Consider the following 20,685-nt stretch of genomic DNA (forward strand, 5'->3'; position numbering starts at 1 on the left):
ACAGTGCCATGAAGCGAACCAAGGACTTCGTTTCATGGAAAAGCCCTATATCATGCACGCCATTACTCCGGTAAAGGCGGTCAGTCCATTCGACATCAACATGGCGTGCGATGCCGGATATGGCGTCATCGTGCCTTACACCATTGTCGAGACTGGCGAGGTGCCGGGTCTTGTCCAGGACATGATCTTTTCCCGCGCTCCGGGCGACGCCAAGCGGACCGGTCTGTTCATCGCCGGCCGCGACATCCTGATGGCGCTGGACATGCTGGAGGCGGCGCGCCGGGCCATGGTCCCGCCGTTCGAAATCTCGGTCTTCGCCGATCCGTCCGGCGCCTATACCACCGCCGCGGCGATGGTCGCGAAGGTCGAGGCTCAGCTTGAGAAGGTTGGGTTGGCGTTGGCCGGATCGCGGGTCGCGGTGTTCGGTGGCAAGGGGCCGGTTGGCGGTGTCGCTGCGGTGCTTGCCGCGCGTGCCGGCGCGTCCGTTCAACTGGTCGGCCATGACGGTGCGGCGTCCGTTGCCGAGCGGGCGTCCTCCTACCGTCAACGGTTCGGCGTGACGTTGGGTGCGGTGGATGGCTCGACCGACGCCCACAAGGCCGCCATCCTAGCGGAAACCGATGTGGTGCTGGCGGTCGCCCGTGCCGGCGTCCAGGTGCTGAGCCGTTCACAGATCGCCGCCGCTCCGTCGGTGCGGGTGGTGGCCGACGTCAATGCCGTGCCGCCGGCCGGCGTGGAGGGGGTGGACGCCTTCGGCGATGGCGTGCCCATCGACGGGACGGACGCCGTCGGTATCGGCGCGCTCGCCATCGGCAACGTGAAGTTCAAGACCCAGCACGGCCTGTTCAAGGCGATGCGCGAGGCGGCGAAGCCGGTCTATCTGGCCTTTGACGATGCCTTTGCCCTGGCCCGCGCCCAATGCCGGAAAGCGGCGTGATTCTGGTGGCCGCCCTGTCGGGCCGGGCAATCGCCCAGGCGGTGGCGCGCACCGGGGCCGCCGTGGCGACGCTGGACCAGTTCGGCGATGCCGATCTGCCGCCGCCCGCCCGTTGCGTCGCCGGCGATCCCGTCACCGGCTTCGACCGGGAGGCGCTGATCGCCGCCGCCCGGACACTGGCTCCGCCGGGCAGCGGTCTGGTCGTCGGATCGGGGTTCGAACAGGCGCCTGGTCTGCTAGCCGCCCTGATGCAGGCCGGTCCTTATCGGCTGCTCGGCAACCGGCCGGAGGTGGTGCGGGCGGTCAAGGACCCGGCCGGCTTCGCCGCGCGGCTGGCGGCGCTGGGGCTGGAGGAGTTGGGCATCGGGCATCCGGAGATGCGGATGGCGATGCCCGCCGATGAGGTTTCCGAGGACTGGCTGGTCAAACGGGCGGGAGCGGCCGGGGGCTGTCACATCGTCCCCTGGACTGGAGGTCCGCTGCCGGACGGCCACTACCTGCAACGGCGGGCGGCGGGACGGCCAACCTCCGTCGCCTTCATCGCCGACCGCTCCGGCCGGTGCGAAACAGTGGCGATCAGCCGGCAATGGGCCGATCCGGCGCCCGATGCGCCCTTCCGCTATGGCGGGGCGGTGCTTCCGGCGGCGATGCCGCAATCCCTCGCCGACCGGCTTGCGGACGCGGCACGCCGCATTGCTGCCGCCTTCGGGCTGGTCGGGCTGAACAGCCTGGACCTGCTGGTCGACGGCAAATCGGTGATGGTGCTGGAGGTCAATCCGCGTCCGGGGGCCACGCTCGACCTGCTCGAACGCCACCGGCAGGGCGGGGTGATGCGCGCCCATCTTGACGCTGCCGCCGGACGCGGCTGGAAGCTGGGGGAAGCGCGCCCAGGCGTCATTGCCGGGGCGGTGGCCTATGCCCCCTCCGCCCTGACGGTGCCGGTGGATTTCCCCTGGCCCCCCTGGTGCGCCGACCTGCCTCGCGCCGGGAGCGCGGTGGGGGTCGGACTGCCGCTGTGCAGCGTCACCGCCTGGGGCGGCGAGGAGGAGGAGGCACGGCGCCGCCTGTCCTGCCGGATCGAACGCATCGTCGCGGACTGCACGCGGCGGGCCTGTTTTGTGGAGAGAACCGCCGATGTCGTCCCTTCCCTTCAGTGTTAACCGGCTTGCCGCACCCCTGGTCCATGCCCTGGTGGCGGACGCCGCCATGCTGCGGATCGGGGTGGAGCAGCACCCCGCCGGTTGCACCGTGATCGATGCCGGCATCGACCGGCCCGGCAGCCTGGAGGCCGGGCGCCGCATCGCCGAGATTTGCCTGGGCGGCGCCGGCACTGTGCGCATCGGCATGGACTCCTCCTTCGCCCATTGGCCGGCGCAGGTGACGGTGACGGCTGCCGATCCGGTCCTGGCCTGCCTCGGCAGCCAATATGCCGGCTGGAGCCTGTCGGGCGAGAAATTCTCGGCTTTGGGATCGGGGCCGGGACGCGCCCTGGCGGTGAAGGAACCTTTGTTCGCCGAACTCGGCTACCGCGACATGGCCGACCGCGCCGTGCTGGTGCTGGAGACGGACAAGCGGCCGCCGGCATCGGTGGTGGAAAAGGTGGCGCGCGACTGCGGCGTGCCGGCGGAGCGCGTGACCCTGATCCTGACGCCGACCCGCAGCCCGGCCGGCATCGTCCAGATCGTCGCCCGCGTGCTGGAGGTCGGGCTGCACAAGCTGCACGCCCTGCATTTTCCGCTGGAGCGGGTGCGCGACGGCGTCGGCTGCGCGCCGTTGCCGCCGCCGGGGCGCGACTTCGTCCAGGCGATGGGCCGGACCAACGATGCCATCCTGTTCGGCGGCACCGTCCATCTGCTGGTCGACGGTCCGGACGATGACGCGGCCGATCTGGCGGCCCGCCTGCCCAGCTCGGCCTCCGCCGATTATGGCCGGCCCTTCGCCGACCTGTTCGCGGCGAGCGGCTTCGATTTCTTCAAGATCGACCCGATGCTGTTCAGCCCGGCCCGCGTGATCGTCACCGCCTTCGAGAGCGGACGGAGCTTCAGTGCCGGGGCGCTGGCACCGTTGCTGCTCGACCGCTCCTTCGGCATCGGCGGGTAGGGGAGGCCGGGGCATGGGGCGGACCCGCATCGCCATCTTCGTGGACGGCGCCGACTGGCATACCCGGCGGCTGACCGCCGCCTTCGCCCGCCATGGCGCCAAGGCTGTCCCGGTATCGCTCAGCGCCTGCGGCTTCGGCCCCGAAGGGCCGGTGATTCCGGGTTTCGATGGAGGGCTGCCCGACGCCTGCCTGGTTCGCACCATCTCCGCCGGCAGTTTCGAGCAGGTGACGCTGCGGCTTGCCGTGCTGCACGCGCTGGTCCATGGCGGGGTGCCGGTTGCCAACACCCCAGTGTCCATCGAGCGCTGCGTCGACAAGAGCGCCACTGCCTTCCGGCTGGCTGCCGCTCGCGTGCCGACCCCGCGGACCTGGAGCGTCGCCGATCCGATCCAGGCCACCACCATCCTGGCCGCCCTCCATGCCGAGGAGCGGTCCGCGGTGCTGAAGCCGCTGTTCGGGTCGCAGGGCAAGGGACTGCGCCGGCTCGATCCCGGCATGGCTCTGCCCGGCCCGGAGGAGATCGCCGGCGTCTATCACCTGCAGGAATATGTCGGTGCGGCGGATGGCGGCTGGTTCGACTGGCGGGTCTTCGTGGTGGATGGGCGTCCGTTGGCCGCCATGGTCCGCCAGGGCGATCACTGGATCACCAACGTCAAGCAGGGGGCGCGCTGCCATCCGGCCAGTCCGGGCGGCGTGCTGGGCGATCTGGCGGTGGCCGCCGCCGCTGCCGTCGGTGCCGACTATGCCGGGGTGGACGTGATCCGCGCGCCCGACGGCCGGTTCCTGGTGCTGGAGGTCAACAGCATGCCGGCATGGCGCGGCCTGCAGGCGGTGACGCCGGTCGACGTGGCGCAGGCGCTGGCCGATCTGGTCCTGGCCCGTCTGGCATCGGCCTTGCCGGTGTCGGCGGACGCGCGGAGGGCTGGATGAGCGCCCTGCTGCCGACCCCGCTCTACGATTGCCGGGCCTTGGTGGAGGAGGCGGTGTTCACCGCCTGCCGGCTGGAACTGATGGCGCTGAAGCCCGGCAACGTCCACATCCATGCCGAAGGCCATGGGATGAGCGTGACGCAGTTCCTGGACAGCGCTGCGGCCATCGCCCCGATCCTCGCCATACCGGGCCGCCGGGTGGGGGAGACGATCCTACGCGCGGTCGCGGCGACACGGGATGTGGCCGGCTGCAACACCAATCTCGGCATCGTCCTGCTGCTGGTGCCGCTCGCCGCCGCGGCGCTGTGCCGCGATAAGGGCGAGCCGTTGCGGCTTCGGCTGGCGCGTGTGCTCGATGGGCTGAGCGTCGCCGATGCCGCCGACGCCTTCGCGGCCATCCGTCTGGCTCTGCCGGCCGGGCTGGGAGAGGCCCGGCAGCATGACGTCGCCGCGGCCCCCCGTGTCGACCTGCGCGCCGCGATGGCTGCGGCGGCCGACCGCGACCTGATCGCCCGGCAGTACGCCACCGCCTTCGCCGACGTCTTCACCTTCGGCGTTGCGCGCGGACGCTCGGCCCTGCGTCGCGGCGCCAGTCCGGCGGAGGCGGCGAGCGCCATCCACCTGGGCTTCATGGCGCTGCACCCCGACACCCACATCGCCCGCAAGCATGGCGCGGCGGTGGCGGAGCGGGTGCGGGCGCAGGCGTTCCGGCTGGAACGGCGGCTATCCATTGGTTCTGCTTTTGGCGGCCATTCCGGCGCCGCCCGCCGGCTCCTCGCTTTCGACCGCGCGCTGAAGCGCCGCGGCCTCAATCCGGGCACGTCCGCCGATCTGACGGTGGCCTGCCTGTTCGTGCTTCGGCTGGCCGGCAAGCTGCCGGCCGGACCGTGGCCGCCGGACGACAACCGGCGGAATCTGATCGAACCAACCATCGCAAGGGACGCGCAATGCCTAAGATCGACAAGGTTATGGTCGGCGAAGCTCTGGTGGGCGACGGCAACGAGGTCGCTCACATCGATCTCATCATCGGCCCGCGCGGCAGCGCCGCCGAGACCGCCTTCTGCCAGACCCTGACCAACCAGAAGGAAGGGGTGAACGGCCTGCTGGCCGTGCTGGCGCCGAACCTGATGGTCAAGCCCTCCACGGTCATGTTCAACAAGGTGACGATCAAGAACGCCAAGCAGGCCGTGCAGATGTTCGGCCCGGCCCAGCGTGCCGTCGCCCTGGCGGTCGCCGAATGCGTCGAGGACGGCACCATTCCGGCGGACGAGGCCGACGACCTGTTCATCTCGGTCGGCGTCTTCATCCATTGGCAGGCGGAGGACGACCGCAAGATCCAGGACTACAACCACGAGGCCACCAAGCTGGCGCTGAAGCGCGCCATCGCCGGCAGCCCGACCGCCAAGGAAATGCTCGACGGCATGGCCGCCGCGGTTCACCCCTTCGCCGCCTCCTGATCGGAAACCGGCTGATCGGAGACGAAGCGGGACAGCGTTCCGGCGTCGAGGCGCCGGTCGTGGAGCGCGCTGGCGACCAGCACGGCATCGGTTCCGTGCCGCGCCAGCGCCTCCAGGTCCGACGCATCGCGCACCCCGCCGGCCCCCCACACCCGAACCCCCGGGCGTCGGGCCGCCAGCGTGGCGATGCGGTCGAGGTCAGGACCCTCACCCGAACCGACCCGGTCCAGCGTCATGGCGATCACCCGCGAGGGCCAGCGGCAGGCATCCTCGTGCAGCGCCGCCGGTCCCAGCGGTTCACCCCGCCGGACATCCAGCGACAGCGCCACCCGGTCCCCGCCGGTCAACGCCAGCGCCGCTTCCAGTGTCGTGCCGTCGGTCTGGCTTTCGCTGCCAATCACCAGATGCCGGAGTCCGGCATCGAACCAGCGGCGGCAATCGTCCGCCGTCGCCAGCCCGGCATCGACCCAGAAGGCGACCTCCGGCCAGCGTGCCTGGAGCGCGGCGACGGTGGAGCGATGGTCGCCATGGCCGCGGATCGCGTCGAGGTCGGCGACATAGCAGGCGCGGAAGGGTTGCAGCGCCAGCAGCGCGGCCACGATATCCTGCGGTGCCGATCCTGCGGTCAGCGCGCTTTCGATGGGGCGGTAGCGGTCGCGCTCCCCCCGCTTGGCATGAACCACCTGCCCGCCCAGCAGGTCGATGACGGGAACGATGTCCATGGAGAACAGCCTTCGTCGGGTTCTGGTCTGCGAGTATGTCACCGGCGGCGCGCTGTGCAACGGGCCGCTTCCGACCGACCTGATGGCGGAGGCCAACGCGATGGTCGAGGCCCTGGTCGGCGATCTGGTCGCGTTGGATGGAATACACGTCACGCTTTGCTGGGACAACCGACTTGCCGCGCCTTCCTTCCCGGCGGGCCGGGTCACCCTGTTCCCGGTGGCGCAGGGCGAGGAGCCGGAGGCGCGTTGGAGGGCGGCCGCCACCCTGTGCGACGTGGTCTGGCCGATTGCGCCGGAAAGCGACGGGCTTCTGGGGCAGGTGACCACCCTGTTCCGGGATACCGGCCGGCCGGTGGTCGCCTGCGATCCCGACGCCATCGCTTTGGCGTCGTCGAAGACGGCGACGGCGGCCCGGCTGGCTGCCCATGGCATCGCGACCATTCCCACCGTCACCTTCGGTGCCCCGCCGCCGCCCGCCGCCCGCCATGTGGTGAAGCCGGACGATGGCGCCGGCTGCCTCGACACCTTCATCGTCGATGATATCGCCACATGGACGCCGCCGCACGCCGGCCGCTGGATCGTCCAGCCGCTGGTGGAGGGGGAGGCGTGCAGCCTGTCCATGCTGGTCGACGACACCGGCGGAGTGAGGCTGCTCGGCTGCAACCGCCAGAAGGTGGAGCGTGGCGATGGGAGCTTCTCTTTCCACGGTGTCGAGGTCGGGGCGATGGAGCACCGCCGTGCCGCCTGGGAACCGCTGGCGCGAGCGATTGCCGCCGCGATCCCGGGCTTGCGCGGCTATGTCGCCGTGGACCTCATCGACCGGCCCGATGACCCGGATTCGAATGGCCCGGTGGTGGTTGAGGTGAACCCGCGCCTGTCCGTCAGCTATTCCGGGCTGTCGCGGGTGCTGGGCTGGAACCCGGCGGGTGACATCCTGGTTCTGTTCCACACCAGATCGGCCGATGCCGGCCGGGAGGATGCGCATGTCTGACACCCGTGGAACGGCCCCCAATGGAACAGCCCCCGATGGAACGGCAATTATCGGCTGGGACATCGGCGGCGCCCATCTGAAGGCCGCCTGGGCGGAGGACGGCCGGCTGCGAGATGCCGTGCAGGTGCCGTGCCGGCTCTGGCAAGGGCTGAGCGAGTTGGACACGGCGCTGACCACGGTTCTGGAGCGCCTGCCGGCCGGCGCCGACCATGTGGTGACGATGACGGGCGAACTGGTCGACCTGTTCGACGACCGCACGCAGGGCGTGCACACACTGATCGACCGCATCGGCGCGGCCGTCCCGCCGGGACGGCTGCGCGTCTATGCCGGGCGGCGCGGGCTGCTGTCGCCGCAGGAGGCACGCGGACAGGTGATGGACGTGGCGTCGGCCAACTGGATGGCGACCGCCGCCGTGGTCGCCAAGCGGCTGCCGGCGGCGCTGCTGGTCGACATGGGCAGCACCACCACCGATATCGTGCCGGTGCGCGACGGCGGGGTGGTGGCGCGCGGCGTCACCGATCATGACCGGATGGCGGTGGAGGAGCTGCTCTATACCGGGCTGACCCGCACCGCGGTGATGGCGATGGAGCGCAACGCCCTGGTCGCTGGCGAGCGGTTGCCGATGATGGCCGAGTATTTCGCCACCAGCGCTGACCTCTACCGCGTGCTGGGTCGGCTGGACGAGGCTGCGGACCAGCATCCAGCCGCCGACAATGGGCAGAAGACGGTCGAGGCCAGCCTGCGCCGTCTGGCGCGCATGGTCGGCCATGATGCCGGCGATTACGATCCAGCGGTCTGGCGGGCGATGGCCGGCGATCTGGTCGAACGTCAGCTGCGCCGCATCCACGATGCCGCCTCGCGGGTGCTGTCGGCCGGTGCGCCACCCCTGCCGCAGGATGCGCCCGTGGTCGGGGCCGGTGTCGGTCGCGCCGTGGTGAAGGAGGTGGCTGCCCGGCTCGGTCGCCCCTACCTGGATTTCTGTGATGTGGTGGGAGCCCCCGGTCAGGGTTGGGTCGCATGCTGCGCCCCCGCCGCGGCCATGGCGCTGCTGGGTTGAGGGAGCCGGGATGAGCCGCGCCTTTGTCAAGGAAAGCGATGCCGAGACCGAGGGACCGTTGCCCCAGGTCAACGGGCCGCTGCATGTGTCCGCCGCCACCGTCGCCGCCTGGCAGGAGGAGCTTGCCGCGGCCGACGCGGAGGTTGCGCAGCTGCGCGGTTCGGATGCGCCGGAGGACCGGCAGGCGATGAGCAGCGCCAAGCGGCGCGGCGATTTGCTGCGCGCCCGGCTGGCCGCCGCCGTGGTGGTGCGCCCGTCCGGTCCGGCCGAGGAAGCCGGCTTCGGCTCCGTCGTCGTGGCGGAGGATGAGACCGGGCGCCGGTGGACCTTCACGCTCGTGGGCGGGGAAGAGGCCGATCCCGCTGCCGGCCGTATCAGCTGGCAATCCCCGTTGGGGGAGGCGCTGGTCGGTGGACGGGTCGGCGACGTGGTGGAATGGCCGCGCCGAGGCAAAGCCCTGTCCCTCATCATCCGTTCGGTCTCGCCGAATTGAGCGGCTACAGATATCTCAAGGAATTCTTCTGTATAGACGACGACTTCAGGCCAATCCGCGACGGATTTTGAAAATTAGATTCAGTGGACATGTGTAAAGAATCTGTCATAAACTGTGACCCTCAACTGAAAAAATCTTGGACAGTTTGGGATAATCCCCAGAACAGCCGGAACCACTCCAACAGAGTGGTCCTGGTCTCGAAGAATCGTGTCTTTGAACAGGGAAGAGAGGGCACAGATGAAGACGCTTTTCCGCTCCGCGCTGCTTGCGGGCATGGTCGCAATGGCTCCAATTGCCGCCATGGCGCAATCGGGCTCCCCTCAACCGCTTGCCCATTGGCCGGCGGAGGCGGCGACGACCCTCAAGGCGCTGGTGTCCGCCAATGCCGGCAAGGGCGCCTATGCGGTGTTCGATGCCGACAACACGCTGTACCGCTACGACCTTGAGGAATCCCTGCTGCCCTATCTGGAGCGCAAGGGCGTGCTGTCGCGCGAGAGCATGGACCCGTCCTTGAAGATCATTCCGTTCAAGGACGTGAATGGGCACAAGGAAAGCCTCAACAGCTATTATTACCGGCTGTGCGAGATCGACGATCAGGTGTGCTATCCGTGGGTGGCGCAGATCTTTTCCGGCTTCACCCTGACCCAGTTGAAGGGCTTCGTCGACGAGATGCTGGCCGACGGCAAGCCGATCCCCGCCACCTATTATGAGGGTGACGCGGTCAAGACGGTCGAGGTCAGCCCGCCGAAATTCTACACCGGCCAGCAGGAGCTCGTGAACCATCTGACCGCCAACGGGATCGATGTCTATGTGGTGACCGCCGCCAGCGAGGAACTGGTCCGGATGGTGCTGTCCGATCCGAAATACGGCTACAACGTCAAGCCGCAGAACGTCATCGGCGTCACCATGCTGCTGAAGAACCGCTCCACCGGCGAAGTGACCACGGCACGCAAGCTGATCGCCGAGGGGAAATACGACTGGGCCAAGACGATGGACCTGGAACTCGGCACCTATCTGTGGGCGCCGCTGACCTGGTTTGCCGGCAAGCACGCGGCGATTCTCACCTACATCGACCAGTGGAAGAAGCCGGTCCTGGTGGCGGGAGACACCCCCACCAGCGACGGTTACATGCTGCTGCATTCCACCGATGCGGCGAATGGCGGCTTGCGGGTCTGGGTCAACCGCAAGGACAAGTATATGAAGCAGATCAAGCAGATGTGGGAAACCGCCGCTGCGGGCCAAGCGGACCAGAAGCTGCCGGTCCTCGCCGACCGGAACTGGGTCGTCGTCCAGCCGACCGATATCCAGTGACATCGGCGGTCCTTGCCCGCCATCGCCCAAAACAGGAAGGCCCCGACCGTTGAACCGGCCGGGGCCTTGGTTTTTTCCAGCACCCGCGCCGGTCTTCGCCGGCTCAGCCGCCATCCAGCGCGCGCAGCAGCGGGCGGATCTTCACCATCATCTCGTCATGCTCGCCGCCGGGATCGGAATCGGCGACGATGCCGCCGCCGGCCTGAGCGATGACGCGGTCGGGCGTGACGGTCAGGGTGCGGATGACGATGCTGCTGTCCATCGCTCCGTCGAAGCCGATCCAGGCCACCGATCCGCAATAGGCGCCGCGCCGAGAGGACTCCAGCTCGTCGATGATCTCCATGGCGCGGATCTTGGGCGCGCCGGTGATCGAGCCGCCGGGGAAGGTGGCGCGCAGCAAATCGACCGGTCCCAGCCCCGGCTTCAGCCGCCCTTCGATCACCGACACCAGATGATGGACGGAGGCGAAGCGCTCAACCCCGCACAGGACCGGCACCCTGACGCTGCCGATGCGCGCCACGCGGCCGATGTCGTTGCGCAGCAGGTCGGTGATCATCAGGTTCTCGGCCCGGTCCTTGACGCTGTGTTCAAGCTCGCGGGCGAGAGCCTCGTCTTCCTCCACGGTGGCGCCGCGCGGGCGGGTTCCCTTGATCGGACGGGTTTCCATGCGGCCGTCGGCGTCGAGCCTGATGAAACGCTCCGGCGAGGCGCTGGCCAGACCGGCGTCGCCGGGCAGCGACAGGCAGGCCGCGAAGGGGGCGGGGCTGCGCGCCAGCAGGCGGCGGTAGAGGTCGAGCATCGACAGCCCCGCCGGCCGGTCGGCCAGGAAGCGCCCGGTGAAATTGGCCTGGAAGATGTCGCCTGCGCGGATGTACTCCAGCACCTGCTCCACCCGGCGGCAATACTCGTCGCGCGCGATCTCGGGCCGCCAGGACGCCGTGGCGGGGTTGGGCGGCGGCAACTCGGTGGGTGCCGCTGCCAGCGCATCGGTGAAGGATTGAAGGCGGCTTGCCGCGCGGCGCCGGCGCCGGACCGGGCTGCGTTCGGGAAATCCATTGGACAGGATCCAGCCGCGCCGCTCCCGTTCATCGAAAACGATGACCGTGTCATAGAGCCCGAAGGTCATGTCGGGCAGGCCGCTGTCGTCGCGATGCCGTGCGGGCAGCCGTTCCAGCACCTGTCCCAATTCGTAGCCGAGGAAGCCGACGGCGCCACCGGCAAAGGGAACGGGCAGGTCGGCGGGAAGGGGCAGGCGATGGGCGTCCAACTCCCGTTCGAGCACGGTGAACGGATCGCCGACGACGGCCTCGCCATCCACCGTGACGGAGCCGCCGCGCGCTTCGACCGTGCGGAAGGGATCGACGGCGACGATGCTCCAGCGGCCCCGGCCGCCGGCTTGCGCGGCGCTGTGCAGAAGGGCGGCGAAAGGCTGGCCGGACCAGGGTGCGAAGGCGGCGACCGGATCGCAGTAGGGAATTTCGCGGATCAGCAGCGGACACTCGTCGCCCGCGCTCTCCCCGGCCGGGAGGTCGAAGACAAGGCCGTCATGCGGCATGCGTCATGCTCCGGCGCTGGGGGTGAAGGACTTGACCCAGAAGCGAAGGGGTTTGGCGGTTTCTTCCCGGTCGCAGGAGTCGCACCAGGACAGGGTGCCGCCGATGTCCGGCTCCAGCCGGTAGCCCAGCCGCCGCCATGCGGCATCGGGCGTCCGGTAGCTCTTCGGGCGGCGGGGATGGTCGGTGGAGCGCACGATCTCGCCGAAGGCGGCGGATGCGAAACGGCCATCGTCGCGGATATGGGATTCGCCGATTTCGAGCAGGGCCGTTCCGACACCCCGCCCGCGGTGGGAGGGCAGGACCACCACCTCACCGAAATAGAAGATCGCGCTCGGGTCGCGGCCGGCATGGGTGAAGGGATCGCTCAAGGCGTCGATTTCCTGGTCGAGCGGCGCGCCGGTGACCGCCGCGACCATGCGGTTGCGGTCGAAAGCGGCAAGGATGAGCCCGCCCGGCAGGCTGCCGAGATCGGAGAGATACCGTTCCTCGTACGCGGCCGACCCGCGATAGAGATAGGGGAACTCGCCGAGCACCGCCAGCCGCAGAGCGGCCAGCTCCTCCAGCCGGTCGGCAAGGGCAACGCCGGCCAGCCGCTCCACCTGCATGTCGCCCAACTCCAACCCCGGCCCCGGGCCGCGCGCCTGTTTATCGGCATGCGGCCGCAGCCCGTGAGGAGGCAGGGGCCGCGCCGGAAGAGCGGCGGCGGAGCCCCCTTCCGGAAGAGCCCCCGGGCTCACCGTGCCGGCACCGGCAGGAACCGGCGCAGGAAGGCGAAGCGTACCGGGCGCGGAGCGGCGGCGGTCTGGCCGAAGCTCTGGGTGATGCGGTCGAGGATGATCGCCAGCAGAACGACGCTGAGCCCGCTTTCGAAGCCGAGCGCGATGTCCAGCCGCTGGATGCCCTGCAGCACGACATTGCCTAGGCCGCCGGCACCGATCATCGAGGCGATGACGATCATCGACAGCGCCATCATCATGGTCTGGTTCACCCCGGCCATGATCGAGGGCAGGGCGTTCGGCAGCTGAACCTTGAACAGAAGCTGTCGGTCATGGCAGCCGAAGGCCTTGCCGGCCTCCACGATCTCGGCCGGAACCTGCTGGATGCCCAGCGAGGTCAGGCGCACGGCCGGCGGCATGGCGAAGATCACGGTGGCGAGGATGCCCGGCACCCGGCCCAGACCGAAGAACATCACCGCCGGGATCAGATAGACGAAGGCCGGCATGGTCTGCATGAAGTCCAGCGTGGTGCGGACGATGCTTTCGACCACGCGGTTGCGGGCCATCCAGACGCCCAGCGGCACGCCGATCAGCAGGCTGAGCAGCGTGGCGGTCAGCACCAGCCCCAGGGTGGAGGCGGTCTCCGTCCACAGCCCCATGCCGGCGATCAGCGTCAGGGCGGCGACCGTAAAGACGGCGAAGCCGGTGCCGACGCGCCACAGGGAGGTCGCGACGATCAGCCCGATCAGCAGCCAGGCGGGCGCGCCCACCAGCACGAAGTCGATGGCGGCGCCGAAGCCGTTCACCACCGTCGCGATCGCGTCGAAGGTCGGCTGGAAATGGTCGAGCATGAAGGTGACCAGTTCCTCGACCCATTTGCCGATTCTGATTTCGAAGTCCATCGGTCAATCCCCCCGAACCAAGGTGTGGAGCATGAGGGCGCGCGAGATGGCGCCGAGAAAGTTGTCGTCGTCGTCGACGACCGGCACCGGCCATTCGCTGTCGGCGACCAGGGCGAGCAGGGAATGGATCGGCGCTGCGGCGTTGACCGTGCGGACGCCGGGCAGGAAGGCATTGACGAAGCGCGGCTGCGGACCGTTCAGCTCACGCTCCAGCGTCGCCCGTGAGACGATGCCTTCGAAGTGGCCTTCCGGGGTGCGGACATAACCGAAATTGTGGTCGTTCTCGCGCAACTGCTGCAAGGCGGGAGCCAGTTCGCCGGGCAGGCGGATGACCGTGTTGGTCGCCTCGAACCGCGCGACGTCACCGGCCCGCAGCACCTTCGAGGCATCGACGTTGCGGAAGAAGGAGCGGACGTAATCGTCGGCCGGCCGGCTGAGGATCTCGTAGGGCGTGCCGACCTGCACGATGCGCCCGCCCTCCATGATGGCGATGCGGTCGCCGATGCGCATCGCCTCGTCGAGGTCGTGGGAGATGAAGACGATGGTGCGCTGCTGTTCGCGTTGCAGGCGCAGAAGCTCGTCCTGCATTTCGGTGCGGATCAGCGGGTCCAGCGCGGAGAAGGCCTCGTCCATCAGCAGGATGGTCGGATCGTTGGCCAGAGCGCGGGCGAGGCCGACGCGCTGCTGCATGCCGCCCGACATCTCGCGCGGATAGCGGTGGGCGTAGGTGCCCAGGCCCACCTGCTCCAGCGCCTGCTGGGCCGCCTTGTGGCGCTCCGCCTTGGAGGCGCCCGAGATCTCCAGGCCAAAGGCGGCGTTGTCCAGCGCGGTCAGATGGGGCATCAGGGCGAAGGACTGAAAGACCATGCCCATGTTGCGGCGGCGGGCCTGGATCAGCTCGGCCTTCGACATGCTGACCAAATCCTTGCCGTCCAGCAGGATTTCGCCGCTGCTGGGCTCGATCAGCCGGTTCAGCAGGCGGATCATGGTGGATTTGCCGGATCCCGACAGCCCCATGATGACGAAGATCTCGCCGGCGCGGACCTGAAAGCTGGCGTCGAGGACACCGACATTGACGTTCAGCTTTTCCAGGACCTCCGCCTTGCTGGCGCCCTGGCGCAGCATCGACAGGGCGGGCTTCGGATCGGCCGAGAAGACCTTGTAGACGTTCCTCACCTCCAGCCGGACCGCCGCATCCTCGCCGATGCCCGTCCTGGCCGCTCCGCGGGGAAAGCCCAGGCTGGCAGGGCCGCCGACCGAGACCGCGCTTCGCATCATCGTGTTCATCGGCGTGCCTCCCCCGGGTTGGCGACAGCGTGACCTGTGGTACTGGGAGGATCGTTTTGCATGGTTTTCATGGAAGCATTCCCTGTTCGACAAGGCTGTCGTAGATGGCCAGCGCCCCCGCTTCAGGTGTCGGGTTGACCAGCAGTTGGCCTTTTCCGCTCTTGCTCTCGGTCGCCGCCTTCAGCCGGTCCAGGGCCGAGCCGCCGCGCTTCACGCGCATCAGCTTGGGCTTCGGGCGCCACGGCCGATGCTCGCACTCCGACAGGAAGAGATCGGCGGTCGCCTCAAACGTCACTGGCTCCGCCACCGGCTCGATGACGCCCCGCCGGGCCGGGCCGAAGGCCGAGGCGCGGGCGGGCGGGGCGGATGGATGGACGGTCGCTATGAGGCGGCCGGTGACGGTCAGCGCCCGCCGCTGTCCGCGCGGCAGCGCCTGGACGAGGTCGGTCATGCTGGCCGAGGAGGCCGGCGCATCGGATGGGCCGATCCGCACCACATCGGCGACGACGGCGGCTTCGAGGCCGCGGGCGATCAGATAGGGCAGCATGCCGCTGCCCTCGCCATCCTCCGCCTGCCTCCCGGTCAGGACCAGCGACGGGGCGAGACGGCGCAGGTGGGCGATCAGCGGCTCGACCGGATCGGCCCCTTCCGGCAGGACCAGCAGCGTCAGCCGCTTCAGCCCCATGCCGAGATAGTCGCGCAAAGCCTCGGCATCGGCGGCCGGCCCGGCATGGATCGCCGTCAGCCGCTGCGGACGCAGCGACAGCGCCATTTCCAGCGCCTGTGCGTCGGTGGCGGCGCGGCGGGCACGGCCGGAGACCGGATGGCGGCCGATGGACAGCAGGACCGCGACCTCGGTTGTGGCGGCTTCAGTCATGGCGGCGCTCCCGGATCAGCCGGATCAGGGCGGGCATGACGGCCTGCGCATCGGCGACGATGGACAGGTCGGCGCGCTTGATCATCTCGGCATGGAGGTCGGTGTTGACAGCGATCACATGGCGGACGCCGGTGATGCCCTGAAGATGCTGCGGCGCGCCGGCGATGCCGAAGGCAAGGTAGCAGCGCGCGCTGACCACCGTGCCGGAGGCGCCGACCTGCCGTTCGCGGGGCAGATGGCCGGCATCGCAGACCACGCGGCTGCCGGCACGGGTGGCGCCGAGTGCTTCGCCCAGATCGGCGAAGCTCCGCCAGTCGGTCACGCCGTTGCCGGCGCTGAGGATGAAGTCGGTCTCCGACAGGGACAGGGCGTCGGGATCGACGGCCAGCCGGCGGGCGCCGCCCAGCCGGGGCAGAACCTCCTCCCCGGCGATCACCGGCGTGGCGAGGTCGAGCGGCCGGGCCTCGTGCCGCACGCCGTCGAGCGGGGCGAAGGCATCGGCGGCCACCGTCATCAGCCGGGTGGGGCGGTGCCCGGTCTCCAGCGACCCGCCGGCCGACTGGCGGGTCGCGCGGTCGGGGCCGAGGCTTTGCACGCCGGTGAACAGCCGCTCTCCCGCCGCCGCGGCGAGCCGCCGCGCCACGTCGGCGCCGTCCGGGCTGTCCGGGAACAGGACGTGGCGGGGAGACAGCGTGGTCATCAGTGCGGAAGCGGCGGCGGCGCGCCGTTCCGGCACGTAATCGTCGGCCCAGCCGTCGGGCAGGGCGACATGGCGGTCGGACCCGGCCTCGGCCAGCGCCTCGCCCGAACCGGTGCAGACGGTCACCACTGCACCGCCTCCCGCATCGGCCAGCAGACGGGCGGCGGCGATCACCTGCCGGTCATGGTCGCTGACCTCGCCGCCGGGGCGGTCGAGCATGGCGAGAACCAGATAGGCCGGCTCCGCGATCACCTGGAGCGGAATTGCGGGCACGGCGGCGACAGCGACGCCGACAACTGCGGTGGTGCCGGCCGAGGAGGCGTCGCGGGTCCAGTCATAGCGCGGGCGCGGCTGGCTCTGGACCAATGCGGCAGCGCGAAGGGCGCGCGGGTCGCGGCGGCGTTCGTTGACAGCGGCGGCGACCGGCTGACGCAGCAGGCGCGGACGCTGGCCGGTCAGGATGGTACGGGCGGTGCGCTCGGCACGCGGATCGACACGGCGGCGGATGTGGGGGCGGATCGGCGAGGGTTGGGTCATCGGGCGGTCTCCGTCGCGGCGAGCACCAGTTCGGCGATCTCCGCCACCTCCGGCCGGGGGCCGACGACGCCTTCCAGCATCAGGGCACAGTTGGGGCAGGCGACGGCAACCAGCGAGGCGCCGGTCTCGCGGGCGTGCTCCATGCGGACGTCGGGGATGCGGCGCTCGCCCGACACGTCGGTCAGCGGGGCGCCGCCGCCACCGCCGCAGCAACTCGACCGCAGGCCGGCGCGCAGCATTTCCCGGCGCTCGACCCCGATAGCATCCAGCAGGGCGCGCGGCGCCTCGATCTCGCCGTTGTAGCGGCCGAGATAGCAGGGGTCGTGGAAGGTGCCGCTACGCCCGACCGGCTTGGTCACCGTCAGCGCGCCGGCGGCGATCAGCTCCAGCAGCAGGGAGGTGTGGTGGACGACGGTCCAGCTGCCGCCGAACGCCGGATATTCGTTGCGCAGCGTGTGCAGCGCATGGGGATCGGCGGTGACGATGCGGGAGAAGCGGCGAGCGTTCAGCGTCGCGACGTTTCGGGCCGCCAGCGACTGGAAGGTCGCCTCGTCGCCCAGTCGGCGGGCAACGTCGCCGCAATCCAGCTCCTCCTCGCCCAGCACGGCGAAATCCACCCCGGCGCGGCGCAGCAGCAGGACGAGCGCCCGCAGCGAGCGTTGGACCCGCAGGTCGAAGGCGCCGTCGCCGACCCACAGCAGCGTGTCGCAGGAGCCGCCGGCCGCCAGCCGGGGCAGGGCAAGGTCGGCCGCCCAGTCCCAGCGCCGGGCGAGCGCGCGGCCGCCGGGATTGTCGGTGGCGCGCAACTCCTCCAGCATGATGGCGGCCTTGGCCGGAGTGGCGCCCAGCTCCAGCGTCTGGAAGCGGCGGAGGTCGACGACGGCGTCGACATGCTCGATCATCATCGGGCATTCCTGCACGCAGGCGCGGCAGGTGGTGCAGGACCACAGTGTGTCGGGGTGGATCATCGCGTCCAGCCCGATCAGCGGCAGCCCCGCCCCGCCATGGGCCTTGCCGACGCCGCGGCCGGGGTGGGGATTGCCGGCATAGGCGGTATCGCTGGCCTGCCCGTCCATGGCGGCGACCAGATCCTGCACCAGCTTCTTCGGGTTCAGCGGCAGGCCGGCGGCATAGGCCGGGCAGGCCGTCTCGCAGCGCCCGCACTGGACGCACGCATCGAAACCGAGCAGCCGGTTCCAGGCAAAATCGACGGGACGCTCCACACCCAGGGCGACCGGCTCAGCCTCCTCCGCGGGGGCCAGAGCCAGCGGCTTCAGCCCGGTGTCTCGCCCGTTTCCATCATGGAAGCGGGCCGGACGTGGATGGAAGGCCAGATGCAGCGCTCCATGCACCGCGTGCTTCAGCGGTCCCTTCCACACACCCCACACCAGATCGGCCAGCGCCACCCCGGCGACCGCGATCAACAGCAGCGCCAGCGCCTCCGGCATCACACCGCCCAGCGCCTGGTCGAGGGCCACCAACAGCAGGCCGCCGGAAAACCCCAGAAGCGACAGCGGAAGGCGGGCGAAGCGCCCCTGCGACAGCTCGCGCGGGCGCAAGACCCGGCGGCGATGCCGGACCATCAGGGCACCCGCCAGCATGACCGCCAGCACCACGGCCAGCAGCAGCCAGAGAATGCGCGTTCCACCGAAGGCGACGCCCATCGCCACCAGCAGCGCCAGCGCCGCGAGGAAGCCGCCGGCGACCAGGGCGTGGAAGCGGGCGTTGAAAGGCGTCCGCCCCACCACATGGTGAACATCGACCAGATAGCGGCCGGGCAGGGCGCGCAGCCCGGCGACCACACCGACCGTCGCCGGCCGGCCAGCCAGCCAGCGCCGCGACTGCCAGGCGGCCAATGCCGCGCCGATGGCGAGGACGGCAAGGACGACGGTGGTGAGAGCGGTGGCGATCACGTCGGACGGCTCCTGTCGCTTGGCTGGGGTTAGAGGGTGTCAGATGTCCTTGCAGAGGCGCGCGGCGTCGTAGATGGCGGCGTGGATGTTGCGGCCGGCCACCGCGTCGCCGATGCGATGCAACGTGTAGCCGCCATGCCCGTTGGCCTGCACCGGCTGCGGCCGGCCGGCGATCAGGCTGTCGAGGTCGGTTTCGCCGCCGTTCAGCGACAGGTCCTTCAGATCGAAATAGAGGCCGTCGTTGGGCAGGGTGCCCAACTCCACCACGATCTGGTCGACCAGCCGCTCCTCTTCCTCGTGGGTGTATTCGTTGCGCAGGACGGCGACGCGGCGGTTGCCCTCCGGGTAGATTTCCACGAGCTGTTGGTTGGTGGTCATCACCACGTTCAGCTTGTACAGCTCGCGCAGGTGGATCGGCTGGTTGGTTGTGCCGACTTCCTCCGCGACCATGCGGTCGGGGGTGGCGATCTCCACCAGGGCGCCGCGCTTGGCCATGAACTCCGCGCAGGAGGCGCCGTGATGCTGGCCGGTGCCGTCATACATCAGCACGGTCCCCGTCGGCTCCACCGCGCCTGTGAGGATGTCCCAGGTCGACACCGCCAGATCGGCGCCCTTGAAGTCGCCGCGGTTGGGACGGCCGCCGGTGGCGAGGATCACCACGTCGGGGTTCTCGGCCTCGACTGCGGCGCGGTCGGCCTCCACCCCCAGCCGGACATCGACGCCCAGCCTGGTGACCTGCTGGGACAGCCAGCGGGTGATGCCGCTCATCGCCTCGCGCCAGGTCGCCTTGGCGGCGATGCCGATCTGGCCGCCGGGGGCGGCGTTGCGTTCGAGCAGAACGACGGAATGGCCGCGCTCGGCACAGACGCGGGCGGCTTCCAGCCCGCCGGGACCGCCGCCGACCACCACGACGCGGCGCTTGCGCTCCGCCTTCGGGATCACGTGCGGCATGGTCCGCTCGCGCCCGGTCGCGGCGTTCTGGATGCACAGCGCGTCGCCGCCGACATAGATGCGGTCGATGCAATAGCCGGCGCCGACGCACTGGCGGACATCGTCCAACCGCCCTTCCATCAGCTTGCGCACCAGATGCGGGTCGGCGATGTGGGCGCGGGTCATGGCGACCATATCGACATGGCCTTCCTCGACCGCGCGGGCGGCCGTGGCGAGGTCGGTCACGCGCTGGGCATGGAAGACGGGGATGCCGGCCTCGCGCTTGATGCCGCTCGCCAGATGCAGGAAGGGAGCCACCGGGAAGGACATGTTGGGCAGCGAGATGGCGTGCGCCAGATGATCGCGCGCCTGTCCGCCCAGCACGTTCACGAAATCGATCAACCCGCGTTCGGCATAGGTGCGGGCGATGGCGATGCAGTCTTCATGGCTGAGGCCGTCGTCGATCAGCTCGTCGCCGGACATGCGCATGCCGATGACGTAATCGTCGCCGACCTCGGCGCGGATCGCCTCGAACACTTCGATGCCGAAGCGCATGCGGTTTTCCAGGCTGCCGCCATATTTGTCGCTGCGCCGGTTGACCGAGGGGCTCCAGAACTGGTCGATCAGATGACCATGGGCGGCCGACAGCTCGAAGCCGTCCAATCCGCCTTCCTTGCAGCGGCGGGCGGCGGCGGCATAGCCGGCGATGATCCGCTTGAAATCGAAATCCTCCATCTCCTTCGGCGTGTTGCGGCTCGCTGGTTCCCGGCTGGGCGAGGCGGAGACGGTGGGCAGCCAGTTCTCGGTATCCCAGCGGGTACGCCGGCCCATGTGGGTCAGCTGGATCATCAGCGCCGCGCCATAGCGGTGCACCCGGTCGGAGAATTCGCGGAAGAAGGGGATGACGCTGTCGTCGGCGACGGAAATCTGACTCCACGGCGCCGCCGGGCTGTCCACCGCGACGGAGGACGAGCCGCCGAACATCGTCAGGCCGATGCCTCCCTTGGCCTTTTCCTCGTGATAGAGCTGGTAGCGTTCCTTCGGCTTGCCTTCGGACCCGTAACCCGGCGCATGGCTCGTGCTCATCACGCGGTTACGGATGGTCAGATGCTTGATCTGCAGAGGCTTCAGAAGGGCTTCGGCGGGTGAGGACATGGCAGGAACGATCCCCAGTATTGAGCCTGCCAAGAATTCACCATCGGCGGCATTGTCGCGTTGCCCCCCGCGACCGGGAATTACCTTTTTGCGACAGGAGCGGAACGAGAGGGT

At 69.6% G+C, this 20,685-nt stretch carries 19 protein-coding genes; 10 read left to right on the forward strand and 9 right to left on the reverse strand.

Translation table 11 applies throughout. The annotated features are described in order from the left end of the window. Positions 1-34 precede the first annotated feature (34 nt). Genes ABNQ40_RS11290 through fae form a run of 6 tightly spaced genes read left to right on the forward strand, consistent with a single transcriptional unit; the run spans position 35 to position 5,424 of the window. Positions 35-937 (forward strand): NAD(P)-dependent methylenetetrahydromethanopterin dehydrogenase, encoded by a 903-nt coding sequence (locus ABNQ40_RS11290; RefSeq protein WP_109047618.1) that lies wholly within the window; start codon positions 35-37, stop codon positions 935-937. After that, on the forward strand, positions 934-2,097 hold the full coding sequence (locus tag ABNQ40_RS11295; protein WP_247879510.1) for an ATP-grasp domain-containing protein: 1,164 nt from the start codon (positions 934-936) through the stop codon (positions 2,095-2,097). The genes ABNQ40_RS11290 and ABNQ40_RS11295 overlap by 4 nt, the downstream gene beginning before the upstream one ends. Then, on the forward strand, positions 2,072-3,037 hold the full coding sequence (gene mch, locus ABNQ40_RS11300; RefSeq protein WP_109047620.1) for a methenyltetrahydromethanopterin cyclohydrolase: 966 nt from the start codon (positions 2,072-2,074) through the stop codon (positions 3,035-3,037). The genes ABNQ40_RS11295 and mch overlap by 26 nt, the downstream gene beginning before the upstream one ends. Positions 3,038-3,050: 13 nt before the next feature. After that, positions 3,051-3,968, forward strand: a complete 918-nt coding sequence (locus tag ABNQ40_RS11305; RefSeq protein ID WP_109047621.1) for a RimK family alpha-L-glutamate ligase — start codon at positions 3,051-3,053, stop codon at positions 3,966-3,968. Continuing rightward, entirely contained in the window at positions 3,965-5,041 is a 1,077-nt protein-coding gene (locus tag ABNQ40_RS11310; protein ID WP_247879511.1) for a triphosphoribosyl-dephospho-CoA synthase, read from the forward strand. The genes ABNQ40_RS11305 and ABNQ40_RS11310 overlap by 4 nt, the downstream gene beginning before the upstream one ends. Continuing rightward, positions 4,936-5,424 carry a formaldehyde-activating enzyme gene (gene fae / locus ABNQ40_RS11315; RefSeq protein WP_247879512.1) on the forward strand — a complete coding sequence of 163 codons (489 nt, stop codon included), beginning with the start codon at positions 4,936-4,938 and terminating at the stop codon, positions 5,422-5,424. Before ABNQ40_RS11310 ends, fae begins: the two co-directional genes overlap by 106 nt. Here fae and ABNQ40_RS11320 read toward each other — a convergent pair. Beyond that, a complete protein-coding gene (locus ABNQ40_RS11320; RefSeq protein WP_109047623.1) occupies positions 5,403-6,146 on the reverse strand; it encodes a HisA/HisF-related TIM barrel protein in 744 nt (247 codons plus the stop codon). The genes fae and ABNQ40_RS11320 overlap by 22 nt on opposite strands. On the opposite strand from ABNQ40_RS11320, the gene ABNQ40_RS11325 reads away from it, so the two are divergent. The 4 genes from ABNQ40_RS11325 to ABNQ40_RS11340 all read left to right on the forward strand — a co-directional run bounded on the left by ABNQ40_RS11325 (position 6,145) and on the right by ABNQ40_RS11340 (position 9,998). Next, on the forward strand, positions 6,145-7,137 hold the full coding sequence (locus tag ABNQ40_RS11325) for an ATP-grasp domain-containing protein (protein ID WP_109047624.1): 993 nt from the start codon (positions 6,145-6,147) through the stop codon (positions 7,135-7,137). The genes ABNQ40_RS11320 and ABNQ40_RS11325 overlap by 2 nt on opposite strands. After that, positions 7,130-8,194, forward strand: coding sequence for a hydantoinase/oxoprolinase family protein (locus tag ABNQ40_RS11330; protein ID WP_109047625.1), 1,065 nt, complete (start codon positions 7,130-7,132; stop codon positions 8,192-8,194). The genes ABNQ40_RS11325 and ABNQ40_RS11330 overlap by 8 nt, the downstream gene beginning before the upstream one ends. 10 nt (positions 8,195-8,204) lie before the next feature. Next, positions 8,205-8,687, forward strand: coding sequence for a GreA/GreB family elongation factor (locus ABNQ40_RS11335; RefSeq protein WP_109047626.1), 483 nt, complete (start codon positions 8,205-8,207; stop codon positions 8,685-8,687). 273 nt (positions 8,688-8,960) lie between these two features. Further along, the gene (locus tag ABNQ40_RS11340; protein ID WP_391347423.1) at positions 8,961-9,998 is read left to right on the forward strand and encodes a haloacid dehalogenase-like hydrolase; all 1,038 of its coding nucleotides are present in this window, start codon (positions 8,961-8,963) and stop codon (positions 9,996-9,998) included. A 103-nt stretch (positions 9,999-10,101) separates the two neighbouring features. Here the strand turns inward: ABNQ40_RS11340 and pabB are convergent, their stop codons facing one another. From pabB to ABNQ40_RS11380, 8 genes are all read right to left on the reverse strand, one after another. Further along, a complete protein-coding gene (pabB, locus tag ABNQ40_RS11345) occupies positions 10,102-11,553 on the reverse strand; it encodes an aminodeoxychorismate synthase component I (RefSeq protein WP_109047628.1) in 1,452 nt (483 codons plus the stop codon). Positions 11,554-11,556: 3 nt separating this feature from the next. Beyond that, a complete protein-coding gene (locus ABNQ40_RS11350) occupies positions 11,557-12,159 on the reverse strand; it encodes a GNAT family N-acetyltransferase (protein WP_247880155.1) in 603 nt (200 codons plus the stop codon). A gap of 128 nt (positions 12,160-12,287) precedes the next feature. After that, the gene (locus ABNQ40_RS11355) at positions 12,288-13,172 is read right to left on the reverse strand and encodes a proline/glycine betaine ABC transporter permease (protein WP_098738474.1); all 885 of its coding nucleotides are present in this window, start codon (positions 13,170-13,172) and stop codon (positions 12,288-12,290) included. A 3-nt stretch (positions 13,173-13,175) separates the two neighbouring features. After that, on the reverse strand, positions 13,176-14,459 hold the full coding sequence (proV, locus tag ABNQ40_RS11360) for a glycine betaine/L-proline ABC transporter ATP-binding protein ProV (protein ID WP_109047630.1): 1,284 nt from the start codon (positions 14,457-14,459) through the stop codon (positions 13,176-13,178). Between the two features lie 67 nt (positions 14,460-14,526). Then, positions 14,527-15,336 carry an electron transfer flavoprotein subunit beta gene (locus ABNQ40_RS11365; protein ID WP_109047631.1) on the reverse strand — a complete coding sequence of 270 codons (810 nt, stop codon included), beginning with the start codon at positions 15,334-15,336 and terminating at the stop codon, positions 14,527-14,529. Continuing rightward, on the reverse strand, positions 15,329-16,573 hold the full coding sequence (locus ABNQ40_RS11370) for an electron transfer flavoprotein subunit alpha/FixB family protein (RefSeq protein ID WP_109047632.1): 1,245 nt from the start codon (positions 16,571-16,573) through the stop codon (positions 15,329-15,331). The genes ABNQ40_RS11365 and ABNQ40_RS11370 overlap by 8 nt, the downstream gene beginning before the upstream one ends. After that, complete coding sequence (locus ABNQ40_RS11375; protein ID WP_109047633.1) at positions 16,570-18,486, reverse strand: DUF3483 domain-containing protein; 1,917 nt, start codon at positions 18,484-18,486, stop codon at positions 16,570-16,572. The genes ABNQ40_RS11370 and ABNQ40_RS11375 overlap by 4 nt, the downstream gene beginning before the upstream one ends. Positions 18,487-18,525: 39 nt before the next feature. Next, positions 18,526-20,571 carry an NADH:flavin oxidoreductase gene (locus ABNQ40_RS11380; protein ID WP_109047634.1) on the reverse strand — a complete coding sequence of 682 codons (2,046 nt, stop codon included), beginning with the start codon at positions 20,569-20,571 and terminating at the stop codon, positions 18,526-18,528. Positions 20,572-20,685: the final 114 nt, after the last annotated feature.

Source organism: Azospirillum sp. A23, assembly GCF_042938965.1.
Lineage (GTDB): Bacteria > Pseudomonadota > Alphaproteobacteria > Azospirillales > Azospirillaceae > Azospirillum > Azospirillum melinis.